Annotated in this window: 20 protein-coding genes; 10 read left to right on the top strand and 10 right to left on the bottom strand. The window is 70.9% G+C overall.

All coding sequences use genetic code 11. The features are described from left to right. Positions 1–19 precede the first annotated feature (19 nt). Positions 20–748: a GntR family transcriptional regulator gene (locus tag OO69_RS01265; RefSeq protein WP_033278428.1), complete on the bottom strand. Its 729-nt coding sequence runs from the start codon at positions 746–748 to the stop codon at positions 20–22. An 84-nt stretch (positions 749–832) separates the two neighbouring features. Then, on the bottom strand, positions 833–2,404 hold the full coding sequence (locus OO69_RS01260; RefSeq protein ID WP_033278427.1) for an MFS transporter: 1,572 nt from the start codon (positions 2,402–2,404) through the stop codon (positions 833–835). 309 nt (positions 2,405–2,713) lie between these two features. On the opposite strand from OO69_RS01260, the gene OO69_RS01255 reads away from it, so the two are divergent. The 3 genes from OO69_RS01255 (at position 2,714) to OO69_RS01245 (ending at position 7,831) form a co-directional block, all read left to right on the top strand. Then, positions 2,714–6,394 carry a helix-turn-helix domain-containing protein gene (locus tag OO69_RS01255; RefSeq protein WP_063744400.1) on the top strand — a complete coding sequence of 1,227 codons (3,681 nt, stop codon included), beginning with the start codon at positions 2,714–2,716 and terminating at the stop codon, positions 6,392–6,394. A gap of 55 nt (positions 6,395–6,449) precedes the next feature. Continuing rightward, positions 6,450–7,040, top strand: a complete 591-nt coding sequence (locus tag OO69_RS01250) for an RICIN domain-containing protein (protein ID WP_033278425.1) — start codon at positions 6,450–6,452, stop codon at positions 7,038–7,040. Positions 7,041–7,222: 182 nt separating this feature from the next. Beyond that, positions 7,223–7,831 carry a flavin reductase family protein gene (locus tag OO69_RS01245; RefSeq protein WP_033278424.1) on the top strand — a complete coding sequence of 203 codons (609 nt, stop codon included), beginning with the start codon at positions 7,223–7,225 and terminating at the stop codon, positions 7,829–7,831. A 28-nt stretch (positions 7,832–7,859) separates the two neighbouring features. On the opposite strand, the gene OO69_RS01240 is transcribed toward OO69_RS01245, so the two are convergent. Then, positions 7,860–8,681 (bottom strand): class I SAM-dependent methyltransferase, encoded by an 822-nt coding sequence (locus tag OO69_RS01240; RefSeq protein ID WP_033278423.1) that lies wholly within the window; start codon positions 8,679–8,681, stop codon positions 7,860–7,862. A 198-nt stretch (positions 8,682–8,879) separates the two neighbouring features. Between OO69_RS01240 and OO69_RS01235 the strand changes: the two genes are divergently transcribed. Continuing rightward, a complete protein-coding gene (locus OO69_RS01235; RefSeq protein WP_234444294.1) occupies positions 8,880–9,536 on the top strand; it encodes a TetR/AcrR family transcriptional regulator in 657 nt (218 codons plus the stop codon). Between the two features lie 82 nt (positions 9,537–9,618). On the opposite strand, the gene OO69_RS01230 is transcribed toward OO69_RS01235, so the two are convergent. Both OO69_RS01230 and OO69_RS01225 read right to left on the bottom strand, forming a co-directional pair. Then, positions 9,619–11,256, bottom strand: coding sequence for an MFS transporter (locus OO69_RS01230; protein WP_033278421.1), 1,638 nt, complete (start codon positions 11,254–11,256; stop codon positions 9,619–9,621). Positions 11,257–11,435: 179 nt separating this feature from the next. Continuing rightward, positions 11,436–11,891 carry a MarR family winged helix-turn-helix transcriptional regulator gene (locus tag OO69_RS01225; RefSeq protein WP_199810854.1) on the bottom strand — a complete coding sequence of 152 codons (456 nt, stop codon included), beginning with the start codon at positions 11,889–11,891 and terminating at the stop codon, positions 11,436–11,438. A gap of 203 nt (positions 11,892–12,094) precedes the next feature. Here OO69_RS01225 and OO69_RS01220 point away from each other — a divergent pair, with 203 nt between their 5' ends. Together OO69_RS01220 and OO69_RS01215 are read left to right on the top strand one after the other, a co-directional pair. Beyond that, positions 12,095–13,063, top strand: a complete 969-nt coding sequence (locus OO69_RS01220; RefSeq protein ID WP_033278420.1) for an alpha/beta hydrolase — start codon at positions 12,095–12,097, stop codon at positions 13,061–13,063. A 62-nt stretch (positions 13,064–13,125) separates the two neighbouring features. Continuing rightward, on the top strand, positions 13,126–13,860 hold the full coding sequence (locus OO69_RS01215) for a maleylpyruvate isomerase family mycothiol-dependent enzyme (RefSeq protein ID WP_033278419.1): 735 nt from the start codon (positions 13,126–13,128) through the stop codon (positions 13,858–13,860). Positions 13,861–13,873: 13 nt separating this feature from the next. Here the strand turns inward: OO69_RS01215 and OO69_RS01210 are convergent, their stop codons facing one another. Further along, entirely contained in the window at positions 13,874–14,251 is a 378-nt protein-coding gene (locus tag OO69_RS01210) for a MarR family winged helix-turn-helix transcriptional regulator (protein ID WP_033278418.1), read from the bottom strand. Positions 14,252–14,338: 87 nt separating this feature from the next. Here OO69_RS01210 and OO69_RS01205 point away from each other — a divergent pair, with 87 nt between their 5' ends. Next, positions 14,339–15,829 carry an MFS transporter gene (locus tag OO69_RS01205; RefSeq protein ID WP_033278417.1) on the top strand — a complete coding sequence of 497 codons (1,491 nt, stop codon included), beginning with the start codon at positions 14,339–14,341 and terminating at the stop codon, positions 15,827–15,829. Between the two features lie 160 nt (positions 15,830–15,989). Then, on the top strand, positions 15,990–16,277 hold the full coding sequence (locus OO69_RS01200; protein ID WP_199810853.1) for a DUF6332 family protein: 288 nt from the start codon (positions 15,990–15,992) through the stop codon (positions 16,275–16,277). On the opposite strand, the gene OO69_RS01195 is transcribed toward OO69_RS01200, so the two are convergent. The 3 genes from OO69_RS01195 to OO69_RS01185 form a co-directional block, all read right to left on the bottom strand. Further along, positions 16,238–16,903, bottom strand: a complete 666-nt coding sequence (locus OO69_RS01195; protein WP_033278415.1) for a response regulator transcription factor — start codon at positions 16,901–16,903, stop codon at positions 16,238–16,240. The genes OO69_RS01200 and OO69_RS01195 overlap by 40 nt on opposite strands. Continuing rightward, complete coding sequence (locus tag OO69_RS01190) at positions 16,900–18,108, bottom strand: sensor histidine kinase (RefSeq protein WP_033278414.1); 1,209 nt, start codon at positions 18,106–18,108, stop codon at positions 16,900–16,902. The genes OO69_RS01195 and OO69_RS01190 overlap by 4 nt, the downstream gene beginning before the upstream one ends. A 159-nt stretch (positions 18,109–18,267) precedes the next feature. After that, positions 18,268–18,960 carry a TetR/AcrR family transcriptional regulator gene (locus OO69_RS01185; protein WP_033278413.1) on the bottom strand — a complete coding sequence of 231 codons (693 nt, stop codon included), beginning with the start codon at positions 18,958–18,960 and terminating at the stop codon, positions 18,268–18,270. Positions 18,961–19,127: 167 nt separating this feature from the next. Here OO69_RS01185 and OO69_RS01180 point away from each other — a divergent pair, with 167 nt between their 5' ends. Next, the gene (locus OO69_RS01180) at positions 19,128–19,577 is read left to right on the top strand and encodes a nitroreductase family deazaflavin-dependent oxidoreductase (protein WP_019065153.1); all 450 of its coding nucleotides are present in this window, start codon (positions 19,128–19,130) and stop codon (positions 19,575–19,577) included. Here the strand turns inward: OO69_RS01180 and OO69_RS01175 are convergent. Next, positions 19,567–20,835 (bottom strand): geranylgeranyl reductase family protein, encoded by a 1,269-nt coding sequence (locus OO69_RS01175; RefSeq protein ID WP_033278412.1) that lies wholly within the window; start codon positions 20,833–20,835, stop codon positions 19,567–19,569. The genes OO69_RS01180 and OO69_RS01175 overlap by 11 nt on opposite strands. 132 nt (positions 20,836–20,967) lie before the next feature. On the opposite strand from OO69_RS01175, the gene OO69_RS01170 reads away from it, so the two are divergent. Next, positions 20,968–22,323: a dipeptidase gene (locus OO69_RS01170; RefSeq protein ID WP_033278411.1), complete on the top strand. Its 1,356-nt coding sequence runs from the start codon at positions 20,968–20,970 to the stop codon at positions 22,321–22,323. Positions 22,324–22,338 lie beyond the last annotated feature (15 nt).

Genomic DNA, 22,338 nt, shown 5'->3' with positions numbered 1-22,338 from the left:
CGGCTTCCGCAGCCGCCGTTCAGGAAACGGGCTCCTCGCCGTCCTCGATCTGCCGCTCCAGGCTGCGCGTCAGGTGCTCCGTCATCGCCTCCGCCGCCCGCTCGGGGTTGCGGCGGAGCACCGCGCGGACGATCCGCTCGTGCTCGGCGACGGTCGGACCCCAGGCTCCAACTACCTTGCTGAGCCTGAAGATGTGCAGATGTGCGTGGAGCCGTTCCACCGCGTCCGCGAGCAGCGGTCGGTGCGCGGCCCGGCCGATCGCCTCGTGGAAGCGCTGGTCGAGGGCGGCGAAGTCGCGGTAGGACGCGTACCGTTCGTTCGGGCTCGGGTGGGCCTGCATCTCCTCGACGATCCGCTCAAGGCCGTCGAGTTGCGCCTCGGTCGCGTTGACGGCGGCCAGCGCGGCCGCCTTCGGCTCCAACAGCAGCCGCATCTCGAAGAGTTCGTCGAGACCCTGACTGGTCAGGAGCTGCGTGGCGCGGTATCCGGAGAGCGCCCGCTTCACCACCAGGCCGTCGGACTCCAGCCGAGCGAGGGCCTCCCGTACGGGAGTTGGTGAGACCTTGAGGGTGCGGGCGAGCGCCTCGATGCCGACGCGGGCGCCGGGGGCGATCTCGTGGTCCATGACCATCGCCTTGATGCGCTCGTACACACTGTCCGACAGCGCCTGCCGGACGGGCGGCGCACTCCGCTCGTCACCCTCGCCCTCGTCCGCAACCCCGGCCGCGGAAGGACTGTGCGGCGGCATCCCGGCTCCCCCTCAAGGCACTTGGCGTTCCCGACAGTTTACCCAGGTAGACGGGTTGAGAGGGGCTCCCGCGGAACATCGCCGTCAGCCCGCTTCCGCGGGAACCGCCGCTCCCCCGCTCTTCTCGGTCAGGTCGAGGCTGCTGCGCAGGCTGACCGGCTTCAGCAGGACCGCGGCGATCACCGCGAGGAGGGCGGCCGCGGCGGAGAGGAGGAAGATCCGCGCGGTGGCGTCGCCGTAGGCGACACGGATGATCTCCTGTACGGCGGCTGGCTGTGCGGCGATGTCCGTGGCGGAGCCGGTGGTCCGCAGTCCCGCCGAGGCAAGGCCGTGCGCGATCTGGTCCTGGACGTGCCTCGCCAGTACGGCACCGAGGACGGAGACCCCGATCGTGCCGCCGAGGGAGCGGAAGAACGACACCGTGGAGCTGGCCGCGCCGATGTCCCGCAGCGGCACGGTGTTCTGCACGACGAGCACCAGGTTCTGCAGCGTCATGCCGACGCCCATCCCGACACACAGCATCGCCACGGCGAGAAGGAGCATCGGCGTCCTGGAGTCGATCGTGCCGAGCACGGCGAACCCGACCGTGAGCAGGACGGCGCCGGTGATGATGAACGGCTTGATCTTCCCGGTCAGGCTGATCATCCGCCCCGCGACCGTCGAGGCGATGAGAATCCCGGCCATCATGGGAATCGTCAGCAGGCCCGCCTCGGTGGGGCTGTGCCCGCGGCTGAGCTGGAAGTACTGGCTGAGGAACACCGCGGCACCGAACATGGCCGTACCGACGGAGAGGCTGCCGACGATCGCCAGCGCGGTCGTGCGCTGCCTCACGATGTGGAGCGGTACGACGGGTTCGGCGGCCCGCGACTCCACCCACACGGCCGCGCCGATCAGCACCAGCCCGCCGGCCACCATGACCCCGGTCTGCCAGGAGGCCCAGCCGAAGGAGTTGTCGACGAACGACACCCACACGAGCAGCACGCTGACACCGGAGGCGATGAGGGTCGCCCCGAGGTAGTCGATCCTGACGTTCTCGCGCCGGAGGACGGGAAGGTTCAGCGTCCGCTGGAGCATGAACAGCGCTACGGCCGCGATCGGCACGCCGATGAAGAAGCACCAGCGCCATCCCAGCCACGAGGTGTCCACGATGACCCCGCCGAGCAGCGGCCCGCCGATGGTCGACGTGGCCGTGACACTGCTCAAGTAGCCGCTGTAGCGGCCGCGTTCGCGGGGCGGGATCATCGCCGCGAGGGTGATCTGGACGAGGGCCTGCACACCGCCGACGCCGACACCCTGCAAGGCACGCGAGGCGATGAGCTGCCCCGCGGTCTGGCTCACCCCGGACGCCACGGCGCCCAGCACGAAGACCCCGATGGACACCTGCACGAGGGTCTTCTTGCTGAACAGGTCGGCGAGCTTGCCCCAGATCGGCGTCGTCGCCGTGGTGGTGAGCAGCGTCGCGGTGACGACCCACGTGTACTGCGTCTGCGACCCGTGCACCGCCCCGATGATCTTCGGCAGCGCGCTGGAGACAACTGTACTGCTGAGCGTGGAGACGAACAGCGCGAGCAGCAGCCCGCTGAGCGCCTTCAGCACCTTCCGGCGGGCCGCGGGGGTTATGTCCGACGGACTCGACTCGTTCACTGCCGTGCTCATACGCCGGACTCCAAGCGACCCGTTCGCTATACACGGCGTATAGCGACACCGGCTCACCATACATGGCGTATAGCGGAGGAAAACAGAGCCGCTGCACCCAACTCCCCCTTTCTGCGCGCCGGTTCCTATTGATTGGCGACGCCGAAAGGGCTGCCAATCAACCGTCCGGCCGGTGGACTCGGTGCAGAGGGGGATCTTCGCCGGGCCCGCGGTTCCGCGGGTGACACTCCGCGGAACGGGAATCCCCGTTCGAACGGAACATCCGGCGGGGACGGACGGTGTCGTCGCGTCGCGCAGAGGGGGGATGGCATGGGGCGTCCGGAGAGTCCGCTGGACCCTGAGACCGGGCCGGTGCAGCGGCTCGCGTACGAGTTGCGTCAACTGCGGCGGGAGGCAGGGGGGATCACCTATCGGGCCATGGCCGGCCGGGTCGAATTCTCCGCGGCCACGCTGTCGGAGTCGGCGGCCGGCGAACGCCTCCCGTCCCTGGCCGTCGTCCTCGCCTACGTACGGGCCTGTGGCGCGGACCCCGGTGAGTGGGAGCGGCGTTGGCGGCACGCGGCCGAGGAGGAGGCGGGGCGGCCGGCCGAGGACGAAGAGGGGGCCACGCCGCCGTACCGGGGGCTGTCCCGGTACGAACCGGGTGACAGCGGCCGCTTCTTCGGCCGGGACCAACTCGTCGCCGATCTGGCGGAGTTGGCCCTGGACAACCGCTTCGTGGCCGTCGTCGGCACCTCGGGCAGCGGCAAGTCGTCCCTGCTGCGCGCCGGGCTGGTCCCGGCCCTGCGCGGCGACGCCTGGCCGGGAGCCCGCCCGACGGCCGTACGCATCCTGACCCCCGGCGAGCACCCGGCCCGTACCCACGCCCGGGCGCTCACCCCCGCCGAGGGCACCGCCGCCGGCACGGAGGGCGGGGAGACGTGGGTGATCGTGGACCAGTTCGAGGAGGTGTTCACGCTCTGCCGGGACCCCGCCGAGCGCACCCGCTTCCTCGACCGGCTGCTGGCGGGCTCCCGGCCCGCGGGCGGGCTGCGGGTGGTGATCGCGGTACGCGCCGACCTCTACGGCCGGCTCGGCGAACACCGCGGTCTCGCGGCCGCCCTGCACGGCGCGAGCCTGCTCGTCGCCCCGATGACCCCGGACGAACTGCGCGAGGCCATCGCGAAACCCGCCACGGCCGACGGCCTGAGCGTCGAACGGGCCCTGGCCGACCGGATCGTCGCGGACGTCACCGATCAGCCCGGCGGCCTCCCCCTGATGTCCCACGCGCTCCTGGAGACCTGGCGCCGCCGCCGCGGCCGCACGCTGACCCTCAAGGGGTACGAGGCCGCCGGCGGTGTCAGGGGCGCGATCACCCAGACCGCCGAGGACCTCTACGGCAGCCTGTCCCCGCAGGAGGCGACGATCGCCCGCCAGGTGATGCTGCGGCTGATCGCCCCCGGCGAGGACAGCGACGACACCAGCCGTCCCGCCCACCGCGCCGAACTCGACGGCGCCGGCGACACGGCCGTGGTCCTGGACCGGCTGGCCCGGGCCCGGCTGATCACCCTCGACGACGACACCGTCGGCCTCGCCCACGAGGCCCTGATCACCGCGTGGCCCCGGCTGCGCGAGTGGATCGACCGCGACCGTGAGTCGCTGCGCAGACGCCGATTACTCACCGAAGCGGCCACCGCCTGGAAGCAGTTGGACCGCGACACCGGCGCCCTGTACCGCGGGGCGCGGCTGACCGCGGCCGAGGAAGCCTTCACCGGCTTCCGCAGTACCGACCAACTCACCTCGCTGGAACGGGAGTTCCTCGCCGCGAGCGTCCGGGCGCGGGACGCTGAGATGCGCGTGGCGGCTCGTGCGACCCGTCGACTGCGTTCCCTGATCGCGGCGTTGGCCGCGCTGCTCGTGCTGGCGGTCATCGCCGCCGGGCTGGCGTTCGACCAACGGCAGGGCGCCGTCACCGCGCAGCACACGGCGTTGTCCCGGCAACTCGCCGCCCAGTCGGCGGCGTTGCTGGACACCGACCCCGACCTGGCCTCGCTTCTCGCGGTCCAGGCGTACCGCACGAGCCCCAGCACCGAGGCCGTCACCAGCCTGTACACGGCTGCCGCGTTGCCGTTGCGGCACCGGCTGACCGTCGGCGGAAAGGTGCGGGCGTTGGCGTTCAGCCCGGACGGCCGCACCCTGGCCACCGCGAGCGCCGACGAGGCCATCCGGCTGTGGGACACCGCTACCGGCACACTGCGGGTCACCCTCGCCGGCCACACCGGACCCGCCCGGTCGGTGGCCTTCAGTCCGGACGGCCGTACGCTGGCCGACGGCGGGGAGCACGGCCTTGAGCTCTGGGACGTGGCCACGGGCATGGCCCGCGGCAGACTCACCGCGCATGGCCGGGTGGTGGCGGTGGCGTTCAGCCCCGACGGCCGTACGATCGCCGCTGCCGCAGGCAAGAAGGTGAGCCTGTGGGACGTGGCCTCGCGGAAGACCCGCGCCACGCTCAAGGGGCACACCGCCACTGTCTGGTCGGTGGCGGTCAGTCCCGACGGCCGTCTCCTTGCCACCGGCAGCGACGACGGCACCACGCGATTGTGGGACGCGGCGACCGGGAAGCCCAGGGCCGTCCTGCACGGCAACGGCGCCTCGGTGTACTCCTTGGCCTTCAGCCCCGACGGGCAGACCCTCGCCGGCGTCGTCGGCTACACCGTCCGTGCCTGGCAGGTACGGTCCGCCCTGCTGCCACACGGCGGGAACGGTACCGGCCGCGTCCTGCTCTCCGACCACCCCGGCGTGGAGTGGTCGCTGGCCTTCAGCCCGGACGGCAGCACCCTGGCCACCACTGGGAACGACAAGACACTGCGGCTGACGAACTTGGCCACCGACGAGACCCGGTTCATCACCACCGGGCACACAGAGGAAGTGAACGCGGTGGCCTTCAGTCCGGACGGCCGTACCTTGGCCACCGGCAGCGACGACCGCACGGCCCGCCTGTGGCAGCTGGACACCGGAAAGGCCCGTACGACCTTCAGCAGCCCGCCCGGTTCCATCATGTCGGCGGCCCTCAGCCCCGACGGCCGCACCCTGGCCACCGGCGGACTCGACGGGAAGGTCCGCCTGCGGAACACCGCATCCGGAACCCTCCGGGCCACCCTCACCGGCAGGACCGGGCAGATGGCCCAAGTGGCGTTCAGCCCGGACGGCCGCACCGTGGCCGCCGGGGGCGTCGGCGGGACCGTACGGCTGTGGGGCGTGCGCACGCTGACGTCCCGCCTGGCCCTGCCCTACAACAGGGCCGGCGTCGAGTCGGTCTTGTTCACCCCGGACGGCCGCAGCCTGATCAGCCGTTACGCCGACGGCAAGCTGCGGCAGTGGAACACGACCACCGGCAAGGCGCGCGCTCTCACCACCGGGCACACCACAGCAGTGTGGTCCGTCGCTGTCAGCCCCGACGGCCGCACCCTCGCAACCGGCGGCTACGACAGGACGATCGAGCTCCAGGACCTCGCCACCGGCACCACCCTGGCCACTCTCAGCGGCCACACCAGCGGCGTCCAAGCGCTCGCCTTCAGCCCCGACGGACGGACCCTCGCCAGCGGCAGTGCGGACCGCACCGTACGGCTGTGGGACACCGCCACCGGCAAGCAGCGGGCCGTCCTGAGCGGCCACGGCGACGAAGTAAGGACGGTGGCCTTCAGCGCCGACGGCCGCACCGTGGCCAGCGGCAGCGACGACGGCACCGCGCGCCTGTGGGATGTGGCCACGGGAAGGCCGCGGGCCGCGTTGACCGGTCACGTCGGTCCCGTGACGTCCGTGGCATTCACCTCCGACGACCGCACCCTCGCCACCCGCGCCGACGACGGGACCGCTCGGCTGTGGAGCCTGACCCTGCTCAACACCGAGCAGGCCACCGCCAAGATCTGCGCCGCCGTGCACCGCGACCTCACGCCGCTCGAACGCGCCACCTACCTCGGCGGCCACCGGGACGCGACCTGCCCCGCCTGACCGCCCCGCGCCTCTCTCCGCATCAGGCTATCTTCCTCAACAGAAGGAGAAGGACATGTCCATGTCCGTATTCAAACGAGTCTTCGCCATGGCGACCGCCATGGCCGCCGCGGCGGTGGTCTTCGCGACCCCGAGCGCGAGCGCGGCCCCGTCCACTCCGTCGGGCTTCACCCTGGTCACGCATGGCGACGTGTCGGCCGACGTGGTGGGTGGCCCGTACTACTGGGAGAACGCGGCGAGCGGCCAGTGCCTCAACCAGGACTACAGCGGTGGCACCGCGCACCACGACGTCCTCGCGTGGGCCTGTGACACCGCTGCGGACAACCAGTGGTGGTGGCTCTCCAGCGATTCCGACAACAGCGCTCAGTGGATTCTGGAGAACTACCAGAGCGGCCAGTGCCTCAACCAGGACTACAGCGGCGGCACCGCACACCACGACGTCCTCGCCTGGCCCTGTGACAGCTCGGCGGACAACGAGAAGTGGTACCTCTACGCGAACACGGCCAGGACCGTGTTCTATCTGCAGAACGTCAAGAGCCAGCAGTACCTGAACCAGGACTACAGCGGCGGCACCGCACACCACGACGTCCTCGCCTGGCCCTGGGCCGGCGGCACCGCCAACGAGCGGTGGTACCGGGAGCCGTAGGCCACCCTTCGCCACCAGGCGGTGTGCGCGGGCCGCGCGTCATCCGGACGCGCGGCCCGCGTACGACCGTCCGGGCGCTGCCTTTTCGCGTCGGCGCACCATCCTTTCCCGTGGACGTGCTGTCCAGCCGGAACCGCCGGACGGCGGCGCGGTGCCTCCTCGGCATCTGATATATCGCTGGTATGCGCACTGAATACAACCCGGCCCAGATGGATCCGATGGCTGTCTACCGCCTGCTCACCTCGACCGTCGTGCCACGTCCCATCGCCTGGGTCTCGACGGTCTCGGCCGAGGGGACCGACAATCTCGCTCCGCACTCCTTCTTCACGGTCTCGTCGGTCGCGCCGCCCATCGTGCAGTTCACCTCGGTCGGCCGTAAGGACTCGCTGCGCAATGTCGAGGCCACCGGGCAGTTCGTGGTCAATCTCGCCCCGGAGTCGCTCATCGACGAGGTGAACAAGACCGCCACGGACTTCCCGGAAGGGGTCAGCGAGTTCGACGCCGTGGGAGTGGAGCGCGAGGCGAGCGCGCGGGTGAAGGCACCGCGCGTCGCCCGTTCCCCCGTGGCGCTGGAGTGCGAACTGCACAGCACGCTCGGCCTGGGCAACTCCACCGTGGTCTTCGGACGCGTCGTGCACCTCGCGATCGACGAGACCGTCCTCCACGACGGTCACCCGGAGATCACCCGGCTGCGCCCCTTGGCCCGCCTGGGCAAGGACGAGTGGAGCACCGTCGGCGAGGTTCTCGACCTGCGCCGCATCCGGTACGCCGACTGGTCCGAGTCGAGCTGAGCCGAGGTCGGAGGTCCGCCCCCTCCTCTCAGTTCGGCCGTCCCCACGCGGCGACCAGCTCCGACAGGTAGAGCGTCGCCCCCGCTTCCGCGCACGCGTCCGACAGCCGGCCGCGCAGAGTCTCGACGTCCACGTCCTCACCGTCGGCGGCACCGCTGCGCTCGATCAGCGGCAGGAGACTGCGCACGGTCTCGGCGACGAGAGTCATCGCCGTCGAGTCCGCGTCTCCGGTCGGCACGGCGACGGCGACGGCGGGGCCGGCCAGCCCGGCGGATCGCAGCACCTGTGCCAGTCGTTCACCCATGTCGGGGTCGCTGCCCGCCTCTCGCTGCCCCGCGCAGATCCACTCCCGGCAGCGCGTCACCAGCGGCACGTCGGGGATGGCCCGCGCCCGCGAGATGTTGATCTCCTGGAACGTCACGAGCCCGCCGGGGCGTACCAGCCCGGTCAGCTCCTTCACCACCGCCGCCGGGTCGGCGAGATGCATCAGGATCAGTCGGCCCACCAACGCGTCGACAGGCTCCGGGAGTTGGACATCGGGCAGCACCTGGTGCTCGAAACTCACGTTCCGGATGTCGGCCGCGGCGGCGTTCCCGCGCGCGACCTCCAACACCTCGGGATTCATGTCCACGCCGACGACATGACCGTCCGGGCCGACGATGCGCGCGGCCGCGAGAGAGACTCCGCCCGTGCCGCAGCCGACGTCCAGGACGCGCATTCCCTCCCGTAGGCCGGCGGCCCTCAAGAGGTATTCGGTGCACCCCGCGTACAGCGCGTCCTGCACGTCCAGCCGGACCGCCTCCCCGGAGGTGTTGCCCATCGCGTAGGCGGTCGTGTCCGTCCCTGGCATGTCCGTTCCGTCCTCTCGGCGTTCGTGAGCACCGGGCGGAACACTGCGTCTCCGTCAGAAAGGCCGGTGCGGTCCAGACTCTGCCAAGGCCGGACGAAGCCGTCTTTCGCGTCGGCGCACAGCCCTTTCCCCTGGACGTGCTGTCCGGCCGGAACCACCGAGCCGCAGGTCGCACCGCACGCGGCGTACAGTCGCCCCATGCCGGACACTGGGCGAATGGAGCCGACGCCGCCCCGCAAGAACCTGCGCGAAGAGCAGAAGCTCCTCACCCACCGCCGACTGCTCGACGCGGCAGTCACGGTGTTCACCGAGAAGCCGTTCCTCGACGCGCGGATGGAGGACATCGCGCAGGCGGCCGGGGTGACACGGGCCACGGTCTACGCCCACTTCCCCGGAAAGGCCGAGATCGTCGACGCGCTGGTGGAGCGTGTCTACGGCGTGATGGGCGAGGCCTACGCCGACCTGGCCGCGCTGCCGCGCTGGACCCGGGCCGACATCCGCACCTGGCTGGACGAGGCCGCGGACCGCTGGCGCGAGATGGCACCCCTCCGCCGCGTCGCCAACGCGGCGGCCCCGGCGGCGCTCCGGAGTCTGGGTGAGGGCCGGGTGCAGTACGTCGAGGCGCACGAGCGGTACGTCGCGATGCTGGTCGCTCCGCCGGAGCGGTGGCAGGGCGTCGACCCGGCGGAGGCTCGCCAGCGCGCGCTGATGGCCGTACTGCAGACCGAGTCGTTCTTCGCTGCCTGGATCGCCGTGGAATGGCCGTTGGAGACCGCCGACCCGCTGGAACTGCTGGCCGACTCGCTGTGTCATCTCCTCGCCCCCGCGGTGGAGAACGACGGCACGCCCGGCTGACCGCTGGAGGACGTACCGCAGGGGTGGCCGTCCTTCGGCGTCGCGGCCGAAGGGCAACCACCCCTGGAACAGCGGGTGTTGGTCAGGCGGTCTCGCCGACCGTCGCCGCTCCGGCGGCCGGATGTGTCGCCGCCGCGGCCTCCTCCTCACCGTGCGGCGCCCGTGCGCGGATGCCGATCGTGAGGAGGGCGACGGCCGCGGCCACCAGCATGCCGATGCCGCCGACGAGGGCGCAGGTGTGCAGCGCGTCCGTGAAGCTCGCTCCGTAGGCGGCCAGCGCCTGGCCCGTCGCCTCGCCGGTGTTCAGGTGCAGGAAGGCGCCCGCCTGGATGCCGGCGCCGTTGACCATGCCGATGACCTGGCCCTGGTCGGCCGGGTCCAGGCCGGACGCGGCGACGTGTCCGGGCAGGGTGCCGAGGGTGCGGTGGGTGAGGACGACGCCGAAGATGGCGGGGCCCAGGGCGCTGCCGATCTGGCGGAGGGCGCTGTTGGCGGCACCGGCGGTGCTGCCCAGGCGGCGCGGCAGGCTGTTCATGGCGATGGTGGTGATCGGGGCCATCGCCAGCGCGATGCCGATCCCCAACACCGCGATGACCAGGGCTGCTTCGCCGGTGCCGGTGGCCGCGTCGAAGAGGTTGACCAGGAGCGCCCCGATGCCGCCGACGAGCAGGCCGGTCACCAGCACGAGGCCGGGCGAGAACCGGTGCATCAGCCGGCCGACGACGGGACCGAGGACGACGGTGAAGCCGTTGAGCGCGATCAGGCGCAGCCCGATGTCCCACGTCGAGGCGTGATGGACGAGCCCGAAGTACTCGCTGAGCGAGAAGACCAGACCGACCTGGGCGAACAGGGTGAGCGCCATGACGAACGCGGCCCCGGAGAACGCCGGGGACTTGAACAGCCGCATGTCCAACATCGGGCAGCGCGACCGCAGTTCGACCAGGACGAAGGCCGGCAGGGCGAGCGCCGCCACGACGAACGCGGTGACGACCTCGGCCGAACCCCAGCCCGGAGCGCCGCCGCCCTCGATGACGCCGTAGACGACGGCGGTGATGGCGACGATCGCGAGGAGTTGGCCGGGGATGTCGAGGTGGCGTTCGCGGTCCGAGCGGGAGTCGGTCAGGGCGAAGGCGCCGACCAGGACCGTGACGGCGCCGATGGCCAGGGTGGGCAGGAAGATCCAGCGCCAGCTCGCGTGCTCCACGATCAGCCCGTTGAAGAGCGGGCCCAGGGTCAGGCCGAGGCCGAGGGCGGCCGTCCACAGGGCTATCGCGGCGGCCCGTTTGCGGTGGTCGGGGCAGACGTGGCTGATCAGGCCGAGCGTGGCGGGCAGCAGGGCGGCGGTGCCCACGCCGGTGAGCGCCTGGCCGACGCAGACCTGGACGACGCTGTGGCCGGTCAGGGCGACGAGACAGCCGAGACAGGACAGCGTCAGGCCGATCAGGTACATCTTCTTGCGGCCGTAGAGGTCACCGATGACGCCGCAGGTCAGAAGCAGTGCGGCGGTCGGCAGGATGAACGCGTCGGTGATCCACTGGAGCCCGGTGGTGGACGCGTCGAGCGCCTGCTGGATCACCGGCAGCGCGACCGACACCCCGACGACCGGCAGGTAGGAGACGAAGACTCCCACGCAGGCCAGGACGATGGTGGCGGTGGCGTTCCGGGACGGACTGTCCGGCTGCGGGGCCGGAGGCGAGACTTCGGACACCTGGGTCGGCATGGCACCTCACGCTTGATCGGCTCGAATCTCCATTGACATAAGCCATTTCCTTTCGGGAAATCGCTTCGGACCGTATACGGGGACCCGGTCCAGGAGATGCCGTTGGGCCTGCAAGCTAAGGTGAACAGCGGCGACGCCACACCGCCCCGAGAGGCGGGAACGCGCAGGTGGCGGGTGGTTCAGCCGGCGGCGACGTTGGCGGTGATCAGCCGGAGGAGCTGCTTGGCCAGGGCGTCCTGAGCGGGGGTCAGGCCCATCGCGTCGCCGATGGCGAGGGGCACGGCGGCGGCCTGCTCGCGCATCCGCTCCCCGGTGCCGGTGAGCCGGATGGCGACCGAGCGCTCGTCGTCCCGCCGGCGTTCGCGGAGCAGCAGACCGCTCGCCTCCAGCCGCTTCAGGAGCGGGGAGAGCGTGCTGGACTCCAGCTGGAGCGCGGTGCCCAGGTCCCGTACGGAGATCGAGTCCTGCTCCCAGAGGACGAGCATGACGAGGTACTGCGGGTAGGTCAGGCCCAGTTCCTCCAGCAGCGGCCGGTAGCGGGCGGTCACCGCGCGGGAGGCCGCGTACAGCGCGAAGCACAACTGGTCGTCGAGGAGCAGCGATCCCTCGGCCGGTACCGCGGCGGCTGGGCTCATGGTCCGGCTCCTCGCTCCTGCGTCTGTGGCGTCCACGGCGCCCTTCAGGGCAATCACCACCTTATCGCTCAAGTCCGGTCGATTCTATCGAGCGCGCTTTAGTTGTGCACGACTTAATCGCACGCTACTGTCACCCCTGTGCCGCACCACCGGCCCGGTCCCCGCCGGAACTCACCCGCGGCCCCCGATCCGAGGAGATCGCCATGACAGACAGCACCGCACCCCGCCCCGTCCTCGAACCCGCCGCCCAGGCCTTCGCCGAGGCGACCGCCAACCCGCCGTACCTCTTCGACCTCGCCCCGGCGGAGGGCCGCAAGGCGGTCGACGAGGTCCAGTCCGGCGACATCGCGAAGCCCGCCGTCGACGAGGAGTGGATCACCGTCCCCGGCGGCCCGACGGGCAGCGTCCGGACCCGGATCGTGAAGCCCGAGGGCGCCTCCGGGCCCCTGCCGGTGATCCTCTACATCCACGGCGCGGGCTGGGTCTTCGGCAACGCCCACACCCACGACCGCCTGGTGCGCGAACTCGCCGTGGGCGCGAACGCCGCCGTGGTCTTCCCGGAGTACGACCTCTCCCCCGAGGCCCGCTACCCGGTCGCCATCGAGCAGAACTACACCGTCGCCAAGTGGGTCGCGGAACAAGGCACTTCGAAGGATCTCGACCCGGCCCGCATCGCGGTGGCAGGCGACTCCGTGGGCGGCAACATGGCCGCCGCACTGACCCTGATGGCCAAGGAGCGGGGCGATGTCCGCCTCGTCCAGCAGGTGTTGTTCTACCCGGTCACCGACGCGAACTTCGACACCGCTTCCTACGACCAGTTCGCCACCGGCTACTTCCTGCGCCGCGACGGCATGCAGTGGTTCTGGGACCAGTACACGACCGACGAGGCGGAGCGCGCCCAGATCACAGCATCCCCGCTCCGCGCCACCACCGAGCAACTCACCGGCCTGCCCCCGGCGTTGGTCATCACCGGCGAGGCCGACGTCCTCCGCGACGAGGGCGAGGCCTACGCCAACAAGCTCCGCGAGGCCGGAGTCCCCGTCACCGCCGTCCGCTTCCAGGGGATCATCCACGACTTCGTGATGCTGAACGCCCTGCGCGAGACGCACGCCGCCGAGGCCGCGATCACGATGGCCGTCACCGTCCTGCGCGAGGCGCTCGCCTCCGCCTGACGTACCGGCCGCCCTCCCTCGGCGACACGCGCGCCACCCTGCGATACGGCACACTCGGCCGCATGGACACCGATGCGTTCGTACGGACCCTGGACCGGGAGGGCGGCCTGCTGGCCTCGGCCGCCGAGGAGGCGGGCGTCGGCGCCGAGGTGCCGCCCTGTCCGGGGTGGCAGGTGCGGGATCTGCTGCGGCACACGGGGATGGTGCATCGCTGGGCGACCGCGTTCGTCGCCGAGGGTCACACCGAGTACCACCCCGACGGCGGCCTCCCGGACCTCGACGGCGCCGAGTTGGTGGCCTGGTTCCGGGAGGGGCACCGCTCCCTCGTGGACACCCTCACCGCCGCCCCGCCCGACGTGGAGTGCTGGCAGTTCTTCGCGGCGCCGTCACCGCTCGCGTTCTGGGCACGGCGGCAGGCGCACGAGACGACCGTGCACCGGATGGACGCCGAGGCGGCGCGCGGCGGAACGGCCGGCACGATCGCCCCGGACTTCGCGGCCGACGGCATCGACGAATTGCTGCGCGGCTTCCACGGTCGCCGCAAGAGCCGGGTCCGCAGCGAGGAACCCCGGGTGCTGAGGGTGCGGGCGACGGACGCGGACGACGCCGTGTGGACCGTACGGCTGTCCCAGGAACCGCCCGCCGCCGAGCGGGACGGCACCGGGGACGCCGACTGCGAACTGGCCGGTCCTGCCGGGCAGTTGTACCGGGCACTGTGGAACCGGGGACCGTTCCCGAGCGTAACCGGGGACGCGTCGGTCGCCGCGCTGTGGCGGGAGAAGTCCGCCGTCACTTGAAGCTGATGACCCGTCAGCCGGTCAGCATCTTCGTCAACACTGCGCGCTGCAACGGGAGTACCTCACCGTGCAGCGCGCGACCCTTGTCCGTGAGGGTCACGCGGACGCCCCGCCGGTCCTCCGCGCACATGCCCCGCTCGACCAGACCGTCCTTCTCCAGCCGGGCAATCAGGCGGGACAGAGCGCTCTGGCTCAGATGGACACGCTCGGAGATCTCCTGGACGCGGAACGCGCAGGCCTCGGCCGACAGGACGTCCAAAACCTCGAAGTCGCTTCCGCACAGGCCGTGTTGATGCAGGGCGCGGTCGAGTTCGCACTGGGTGCGGGCATGCAGCGCCAGCATCTCCCGCCACTGGTCCACGAGCGCCTGCTCGGCCTTCTTCGCCGCCATGACAGCGCACCGTAGCAGAGAAACGAGTTTGTTGCATCGTAATTAAATGCGCTCGCATTCGATGCATGCGCATGTATTGTCTGCGGCATGACCTCTCCGCTCTCCCCTCCCGCGGCCCCGTCCTCGGCGGTCCGCTGGACCCCACGGCTGTGGGGCACCCTGCTGGTGCTCTGCGCCGCGATGTTCCTGGACGCGCTCGACGTGTCGATGGTCGGCGTCGCCCTGCCCTCCATCGGCTCCGAACTCGACCTCTCCACCTCGACGCTCCAATGGATCGTCAGCGGCTACATCCTTGGCTACGGCGGCCTGCTCCTCCTCTGCGGCAGGACCGCCGACCTGCTCGGCCGGCGCCAGGTCTTCCTGGTCGCCCTGGGTGTCTTCGCGGTGGCCTCGCTGCTCGGCGGGCTCGTCGACTCGGGCCCGCTGCTGATCGCCAGCCGCTTCATCAAGGGCCTCAGCGCGGCGTTCACCGCACCGGCCGGCCTGTCGATCATCACGACGACCTTCGCCGAGGGCCCGCTGCGCAACCGCGCCCTGTCCATCTACACCACCTGCGCCGCCACCGGTTTCTCGATGGGCCTGGTCCTCTCCGGCCTGCTCACGGAGGCCAGTTGGCGCCTCACCATGCTGCTGCCCGCGCCGATCGCGCTGCTCGCCCTGCTCGCCGGCCTGAAGCTGCTGCCGCGCAGCGAACGCGAGAAGGACCACAACGGCTACGACGTCCCGGGCGCGGTCCTCGGCACCGCGTCGATGCTGCTGCTGGTGTTCACCGTCGTACAGGCACCGGAAGTCGGCTGGGCGTCGGCCCGAACTCTCCTGTCCTTCCTGGCGGTTGCCGCCATGCTGACCGTCTTCGTATACGTCGAGCGGCGCTCCGCGGGGCCGTTGATCCGGCTCGGGGTGCTGCGCTCCGGCAACCAGATCCGCGCCCAGCTCGGCGCGATGGCCCTCTTCGGGTCGTACGTCGGCTTCCAGTTCCTGGTCACGCTGTACATGCAGCAACTGCTCGGCTGGTCGGCGTTGCACACGGCGCTCGCCTTCCTGCCGGCCGGTGCGCTGGTGGCGGCGTCCTCGACGAAGATGGGGGCGATCGTCGACCGGTTCGGTACGCAGCGGCTGATCGTGGTGGGCTTCGCGCTGATGGTCGTGGGGTACGCCCTGTTCCTGCGGGTCAGTGTCGATCCCGGCTACGCGTCGATGATCCTGCCGTCGATGCTGCTGATCGGAGCGGCCTTCGCGCTGGTCTTCCCCTCGCTGAACATCCAGGCGACCAACGGGGTCGACGACCACGAACAGGGCATGGTCTCCGGGCTGTTGAACACCTCGGTGCAGGTGGGTGGCGCGATCTTCTTGGCGGTCGTCACCGCCGTGGTCACCGCCCACGCCCCGACGCACGCCACCCCGCAGGCGGTGCTGGACAGTTACCGGCCTGGGCTGGTCGTGGTGACGTTCATCGCGCTGGCCGGGTTGCTGATCACGTTGCCGGGGTTGCGTAGCCGGCGTAGCCAACAGTCCATCGTCGTTGCCAAGTCCACGGTGACGGAGGCGGAAGCGGAGCGGGTGGCGGTTCGCGACTAGGCACCCCGCTAGACGGCTGGTTCGTCGTCTGCGGGTGCGTCGTGGCTGGTCGCGCCCACGCGGCGGAGCCGCACATCGACACAGCCCCGCGCCCCTTTGGGGCGCGTACGCCCGGCGGAGTTGATTGCTCCGTCGGGCGTACGCGTGTGAGACTTTCGGGATGGATATGTACGGGGGACGGCGGACGCAGGCCGAGCGGGATGCGATGACCGTGGAGATCGGGTACGCGCTGGTCAGTGCGGCGTTCGTGGCGGCGGTCGTCTTCGGCGTACTCGCCGGGCCGGTGCTGCTCTTCGAGCTGCCGGACTCCGTGGGCACGTTGCTGGAGCGGGTGGCGATCGTGCTCGTGCCGGTCGTGTTCTTCGCCCGGGTGGCGACCGTGCTGTACCGGTACCGGCAGGGCGCCGGTCAGCCCAGCCAGCCGGGGCGTACCAACCCCGACTCGTAGGCCAGCACGACCAGTTGAGCCCTGTCCCGGGCGCCGAGCTTCACCATCGTGCGGCTGACGTGGGTCTTCGCGGTGAGGGGGCTGACGACGAGGCGGCGGGCGATCTCGTCGTTGGAGAGTCCGATGCCGACGAGGGCCATCACCTCCCGTTCCCGCTCGGTGAGTTGGGTGAGGGCGTCGGCGGTCGCGGGTTCCTTGGAGCGGGCCGCGAACTCAGCGATCAAGCGGCGGGTCACGCCCGGCGACAGCAACGCGTCACCCTCGACCACCGCCCTTACCGCGCGCAGGAGTTCGTCCGGTTCGGTGTCCTTGACCAGAAAGCCGGAGGCACCGGAGCGGATCGCCTCGAAGACGTACTCGTCGAGTTCGAAGGTCGTCAGCATGACCACCTTCACGTCCTTCAGATCACCGTCCCCAGTGATCCGGCGGGTCGCGGCCAGGCCGTCGAGCAGCGGCATGCGGATGTCCATCAGGACGACGTCGGGGCGCAGTTCGCCCACCGCGCGCACGGCCTCCTCACCGTCGGACGCCTCACCGGCCACCTCGATGTCCGGCTGCGCGTCCAGCAGCGCCTTGAATCCGGCCCGGACCAGGGCCTGGTCGTCGGCGAGCAGTACCCGGATCACCGGTCGTCCTCCTTCGGCGTGACCTTCAACGGCAGTACGGCGAGCACCCGGAAGCCGCCGTCCGGGCGGGCGCCCGCCTCGATGGTGCCACCGAGCGCGGCGGCCCGTTCCCGCATTCCGGCCAGCCCGTTCCCGCTGCCCCCGGCGTCCGCGCCGGTCGCGGGCCCGTCGTCGTCGATGCGCAGCCGTAGCGCACCGCCTTCGTGCCCGATGTGCACGCGCGCGTGCCGCGAACCGGAATGCCGTACGACATTGGTGAGCGCCTCCTGGACGATGCGGAAGGCGGCGAGGTCGGTGTTGGGCGGAAGGCGGGGCGGTGTTCCGTCGACCGCGACGGTGAGGCCCGCGCTCGCCGCCTGCTCGACCAGTTCGGGCAGCCGGTCGAGGCCGGGGGCCGGGGCGCGCGGGGCGTCGCCCGGGGTGCGCAAAGTGTCCAGGACCTGGCGGACCTCGCCGAGCGCCTCCTTGCTGGCGGCCTTGATGGTGGTCAGGGCCGTGCGGGCCTGCTCGGGGTCGGAGTCGAGGAGGGCGAGGCCGACGCCCGCCTGGACGTTGATGACGGAGATGCTGTGCGCGAGGACGTCGTGCAGTTCGCGGGCCATCCTCAGCCGTTCCTCGTCGGCGCGGCGCCGGGCCGCCTGGGCCCGCTCGGCCCGCTCCCGGGCCCACTGGTCGCGGCGGGTACGGGCCAGTTCGGAGACCGCGGCGATGGCCACCACCCAGGTGGCGACGGCCAGTTCACCACCCCAGGGCATCGCGTGATCGTGCGCCGGAGGCAACCACCGGTACAACCAGTGCGAGATCAGCAGATGCGCCACCCACAACACCCCGAGCGCGGCCCAGGCGGCCCACCGCCGCCCGGCGACGACCGCACTGAAGCACCCGAGGGCAACGGTCACGAAGACCGGGCCGTACGGATACCCGGCGCCGACGTAGAGCACGGTCGCGAACACCGTGCCGAAGGCCACCCACACGGGGTACCGATGCCGCCACAGCAGCAGCCCCGACCCGGCGATGAGCAGCACACGCCCGAAGAGATCGAGGTGAACACGATCGGGCTGACTGTGCGAGGCGAAGTTGCTCCCACCCAGCACAAACACGGTAACCAGCAACGTAGAACGCCACGGCCACCGCGCCGAGTCCCCCCACGGCGGCCCATGCCGCCACCAGGGCGGTCCCCCAGCCCCAACCCGCTCCACATCCATGCACGTCACGCTAGACGCCGGGCGGCATCTACGGCGTGAGCCGACAGGAGCGATCACCCATACTCCCCGCGAAGTACAGCGCCCCGTAAGGGACGCGGGGAACTGCGCGACAGGCCCCCACCGGCTCGCAGCCAAAGAACCACCTATCCGGCAGTGCACTCACACCTCCGCAAGCCCCACCCCCAGCGCAAGCCGCCGCACCGCATGCCGAAAGAACACCTCCCGCTCCTCCACCACACGCCGAAACTGACCGAAAAGCTCAAAGCTGACCATCCCGTACAGCTCAGCCCACGCGCCCACAAGAGCCACAGCCACCGCGGGCGGAAGATCACCGGCAAAGTCCACGACCATGCGCTCCCCCTCGGCACGGAGGTCGGCAGGGAGCGGAGGTTCAGTCAACGTGCCGGCCTCCTGGGCATCCCGCGCGATCCCGATAAGCAGCAGGGCAACACGAGCAGCAGACGCAACGGTGGTCTCGGGAGCGACGTAACCAGGAACCGGCGACCCGTAGATCAACGCGTACTCATGCGGATGCCCAAGCGCCCACCCCCGCACCGCCTCACACACAGCCACCCACCGCCGCAACGGCCCCGCATCCACAACACCGGAATGCGCAGCCTCCGCAGCCTCCCCGAGGGAGTCGTACGCATCGATGATGAGAGCGGTCAGCAAGTCGTCGCGGCTGGGGAAATACCGGTACAGCGCGGAGGACACCATGCCCAACTCACGCGCCACGGCCCGCAGCGACAGCCTCGACGCCCCCTCCGCCGCGAGCTGTCTGCGCGCCTCGTCCTTGATGGCCGCGGTGACCTCGATCCTGGCTCGGGCGCGGGCGCCTTGTGTGGTGCTCATACGGCCCAGTGTGGCACGGAATCAGAGCACCGCACACAAACAAGAGCACCGAACAAAAAAGAGAGCACCGCTCTTGCATTGGATCGCCGAGCCGATGCAGACTGTTCACGAGAGCGAGAGCAGTGCTCACAAAAGTGAGCCGCGCTCTCCACAACCTGGGAGTAGTCATGAGCACGCACGTCCAGAAGCCCGGCTGGTTCACCGTGAACGTCTTCAACCGCGCCGTCGCCTGGTTCACCCGCCGCGGTCTCAGCGTCTGGGGTTCCCGCGTGCTGGCGGTCCGCGGCCGGAAGAGCGGCGAGTGGCGGACCACCCCGGTGAACCTGCTGACGGTGGACGGACAGCAGTACCTCGTCGCCCCGCGCGGCCACGTCCAGTGGACGCACAACATGCGCGCGGCGGGCGGCGGCGAGCTGCGGCTCGGCAAGAAGGTGGACGCGTTCACCGCGACCGAGGTCACCGGCGACGACAAGGTGCCGCTGCTGCGCGCCTACCTCAAGCGGTGGAAGGCCGAGGTCGGGGTGTTCTTCGGAGGAGTCGGCCCGGACTCCTCCGACGACGAGCTGCGCCGGATCGCCCCCGACCACCCGGTGTTCCACGTCACGGTCAGGAGCTGACCTCGCCCTCCACGGGCTCCGTGGGCTCCACGCGCTCCACCGGCTCCGCGTTCCTGCGGTCGATCGCGGTCAGCGCGCGCTGGGCCATCGGATGGCTGCGTACGAGTTCGCCCAGCGTCGTCGAGCCCCGGGTGATGTCCATGAAGGCCTTCCAGGCCGGCCGGAAGCCGGTGAGGGCGGCGTGGAAGAGACCGGGGCGCTTCTCGAAGATCGCCAGCATGCTCTTGCCGACGCTCATCTCGACGCCGAGCCCCGCCTTGATCGCGAACGCGTAGTTCAGCGCCTGGCGGCGGGCGTCCACGGCGTCGTGCGCCTCGGCGATCCGCACCGCCCACTCCCCCGCGAGCCGCCCCGACCGCAGCGCGAACGAGATGCCCTCCCGGGTCCACGGCTCCAGGAGTCCCGCCGCGTCGCCGCAGACCAGCACGCGCCCGCGTGAGAGCGGCGAGTCGTCCGCCCGGCACCGGGTCAAGTGCCCGGAGGAGATGCTCGGTTCGAAGCCGGCGAGGCCGAGCCGGGCGATGAAGTCCTCCAAGTACCGCTTCGTGGCGGCGCCTTCACCGCGCGCGGAGATCACCCCGACCGTGAGCGTGTCGCCCTTGGGGAAGACCCAGCCGTAACTCCCGGGCATGGGGCCCCAGTCGATGAGCACCCGGCCCTTCCAGTCCTCGGCGACCGTCTCCGGCACCGGGATCTCCGCCTCCAGGCCCAGGTCCACCTGGTCGGTCTTGACCCCGACGTGCGCCCCTATGCGGCTGGCGCTGCCGTCGGCGCCGACGACGGACCGCGCGAGCACCGTCTCACCGCCCTGCAGGACGACCGCGACCGTACGACGGTCCGGCACCGCCGAGCCGTGCTGCTCGACTCGTGTCACTGTGACGCCCGTCCGCAGCTCGGCGCCCGCCTTCTGCGCGTGCTCGACGAGCTGCTGGTCGAACTCGGGCCGGTTGATCAGCCCGAACAGCATCTGCCGGGACCGGCGCGTGCGCGTGAACCGTCCGTTGTTCGAGAACGTTATGGCGTGCACCCGGTCCTTCAACGGCAGTTCGAAGCCGGGCGGGAGGGAGTCGCGAGAGGGTCCGATGATGCCGCCGCCGCATGTCTTGTAGCGGGGCAGCTCGGCTTTCTCCAGCAACAGCACGCGCCGTCCCGCGACCGCCGCCGCATAGGCGGCCGAAGCCCCCGCGGGTCCCGCGCCCACCACGACGACGTCCCACACCCGCTGTTCGTCGTCCGCCGAAGAGTTCTCGCTGCTCACGATGGTCTACTGCTCCCGATCAAGCCGCTGCCGCACCTGTCCCCCGCATCCTACGGCGGACATCGCCACAGACCGCTGTGGGAGGATCGACGGCATCATTCGTACAACGTCGCACCCACAAGGAGCGTGCCCATGTCGTCGCATCCGGTCGCCGAGACCGTCGCCTCGCTGATGCCCACGGCGCGGACCGAGCTCACCGAGCTCGTGGCTTTTCGATCGGTGGCTGACTTCGACCAGTTCCCGAAGAGCGAGAGCGAGGGCGCCGCGAACTGGGTCGCCGACGCGCTGCGCACCGAGGGTTTCCAGGACGTGGCCCTGCTCGACACCCCGGACGGCACCCAGTCGGTCTACGGCTTCCTGCCCGGCCCGGAGGGCGCCAAGACCGTGCTCCTGTACGCCCACTACGACGTGCAGCCGCCGCTGGACGAGGCCGGCTGGACGAGCCCGCCGTTCGAACTGACCGAGCGCGACGGCCGTTGGTACGGACGCGGTGCCGCCGACTGCAAGGGCGGCGTGATCATGCACCTGCTCGCGCTGCGCGCCCTCAAGGCCAACGGCGGTGTCCCGGTGCACGTCAAGGTGATCGCCGAGGGCTCGGAGGAGCAGGGCACCGGCGGCCTGGAGCGGTACGCCGAGGAGCACCCCGACCTCCTCGCCGCCGACACGATCGTGATCGGCGACACAGGCAACTTCCGCGTCGGTCTGCCCACGGTCACCTCGACCCTGCGCGGCATGACCATGGTGCGCGTGCAGGTCGACACCCTCGAAGGCAACCTGCACTCGGGGCAGTTCGGCGGTGCCGCGCCCGACGCGCTGGCCGCGCTGATCCGCGTCCTGGACTCGCTGCGCGCGAAGGACGGCTCGACGACGGTCGACGGCCTCGCGTCCCACGCGAACTGGGAGGGGCTGGCCTACGACGAGGAGCAGTTCCGCGAGGACGCGAAGGTGCTGGACGGCGTCGAGCTGATCGGTTCCAACGCGGTCGCCGACCGCATCTGGGCGCGTCCGGCCGTCACGGTGCTCGGCATCGACTGCCCGCCGGTCGTCGGCGCGACCCCGTCCGTGCAGGCCGGCGCCCGCGCGCTGGTCAGCCTGCGGGTGCCGCCGGGCACGGACGCGGCCGAGGCGACCAAGCTGCTCCAGGCCCACCTGGAGGCCCACACCCCGTGGGGCGCCCGCGTCCGCACCGAACAGATCGGCCAGGGCCAGCCGTTCAGCGCCGACACGACCAGCCCCGCATACACGGCGATGGCCGACGCGATGGCGGTCGCCTACCCCGGCGAGGAGATGCAGTACGCCGGCCAGGGCGGCTCCATCCCGCTGTGCAACACCCTCGCGGCCCTCTACCCGCAGGCGGAGATCCTCCTCATCGGCCTCAGCGAGCCGGAGGCCCAGATCCACGCGCTCAACGAGAGCGTGTCCCCTGAGGAGTTGGAGCGGCTGTCGGTGGCGGAGGCGCTGTTCCTGCAGAACTACGCGGCCAACTGAGCCTGAACTGACGGT

Source organism: Streptomyces sp. NRRL F-525, assembly GCF_000716605.1.
Classification (GTDB): Bacteria; Actinomycetota; Actinomycetes; order Streptomycetales; family Streptomycetaceae; genus Streptomyces.
This window is presented reverse-complemented; position numbering and strand designations above follow the sequence as displayed.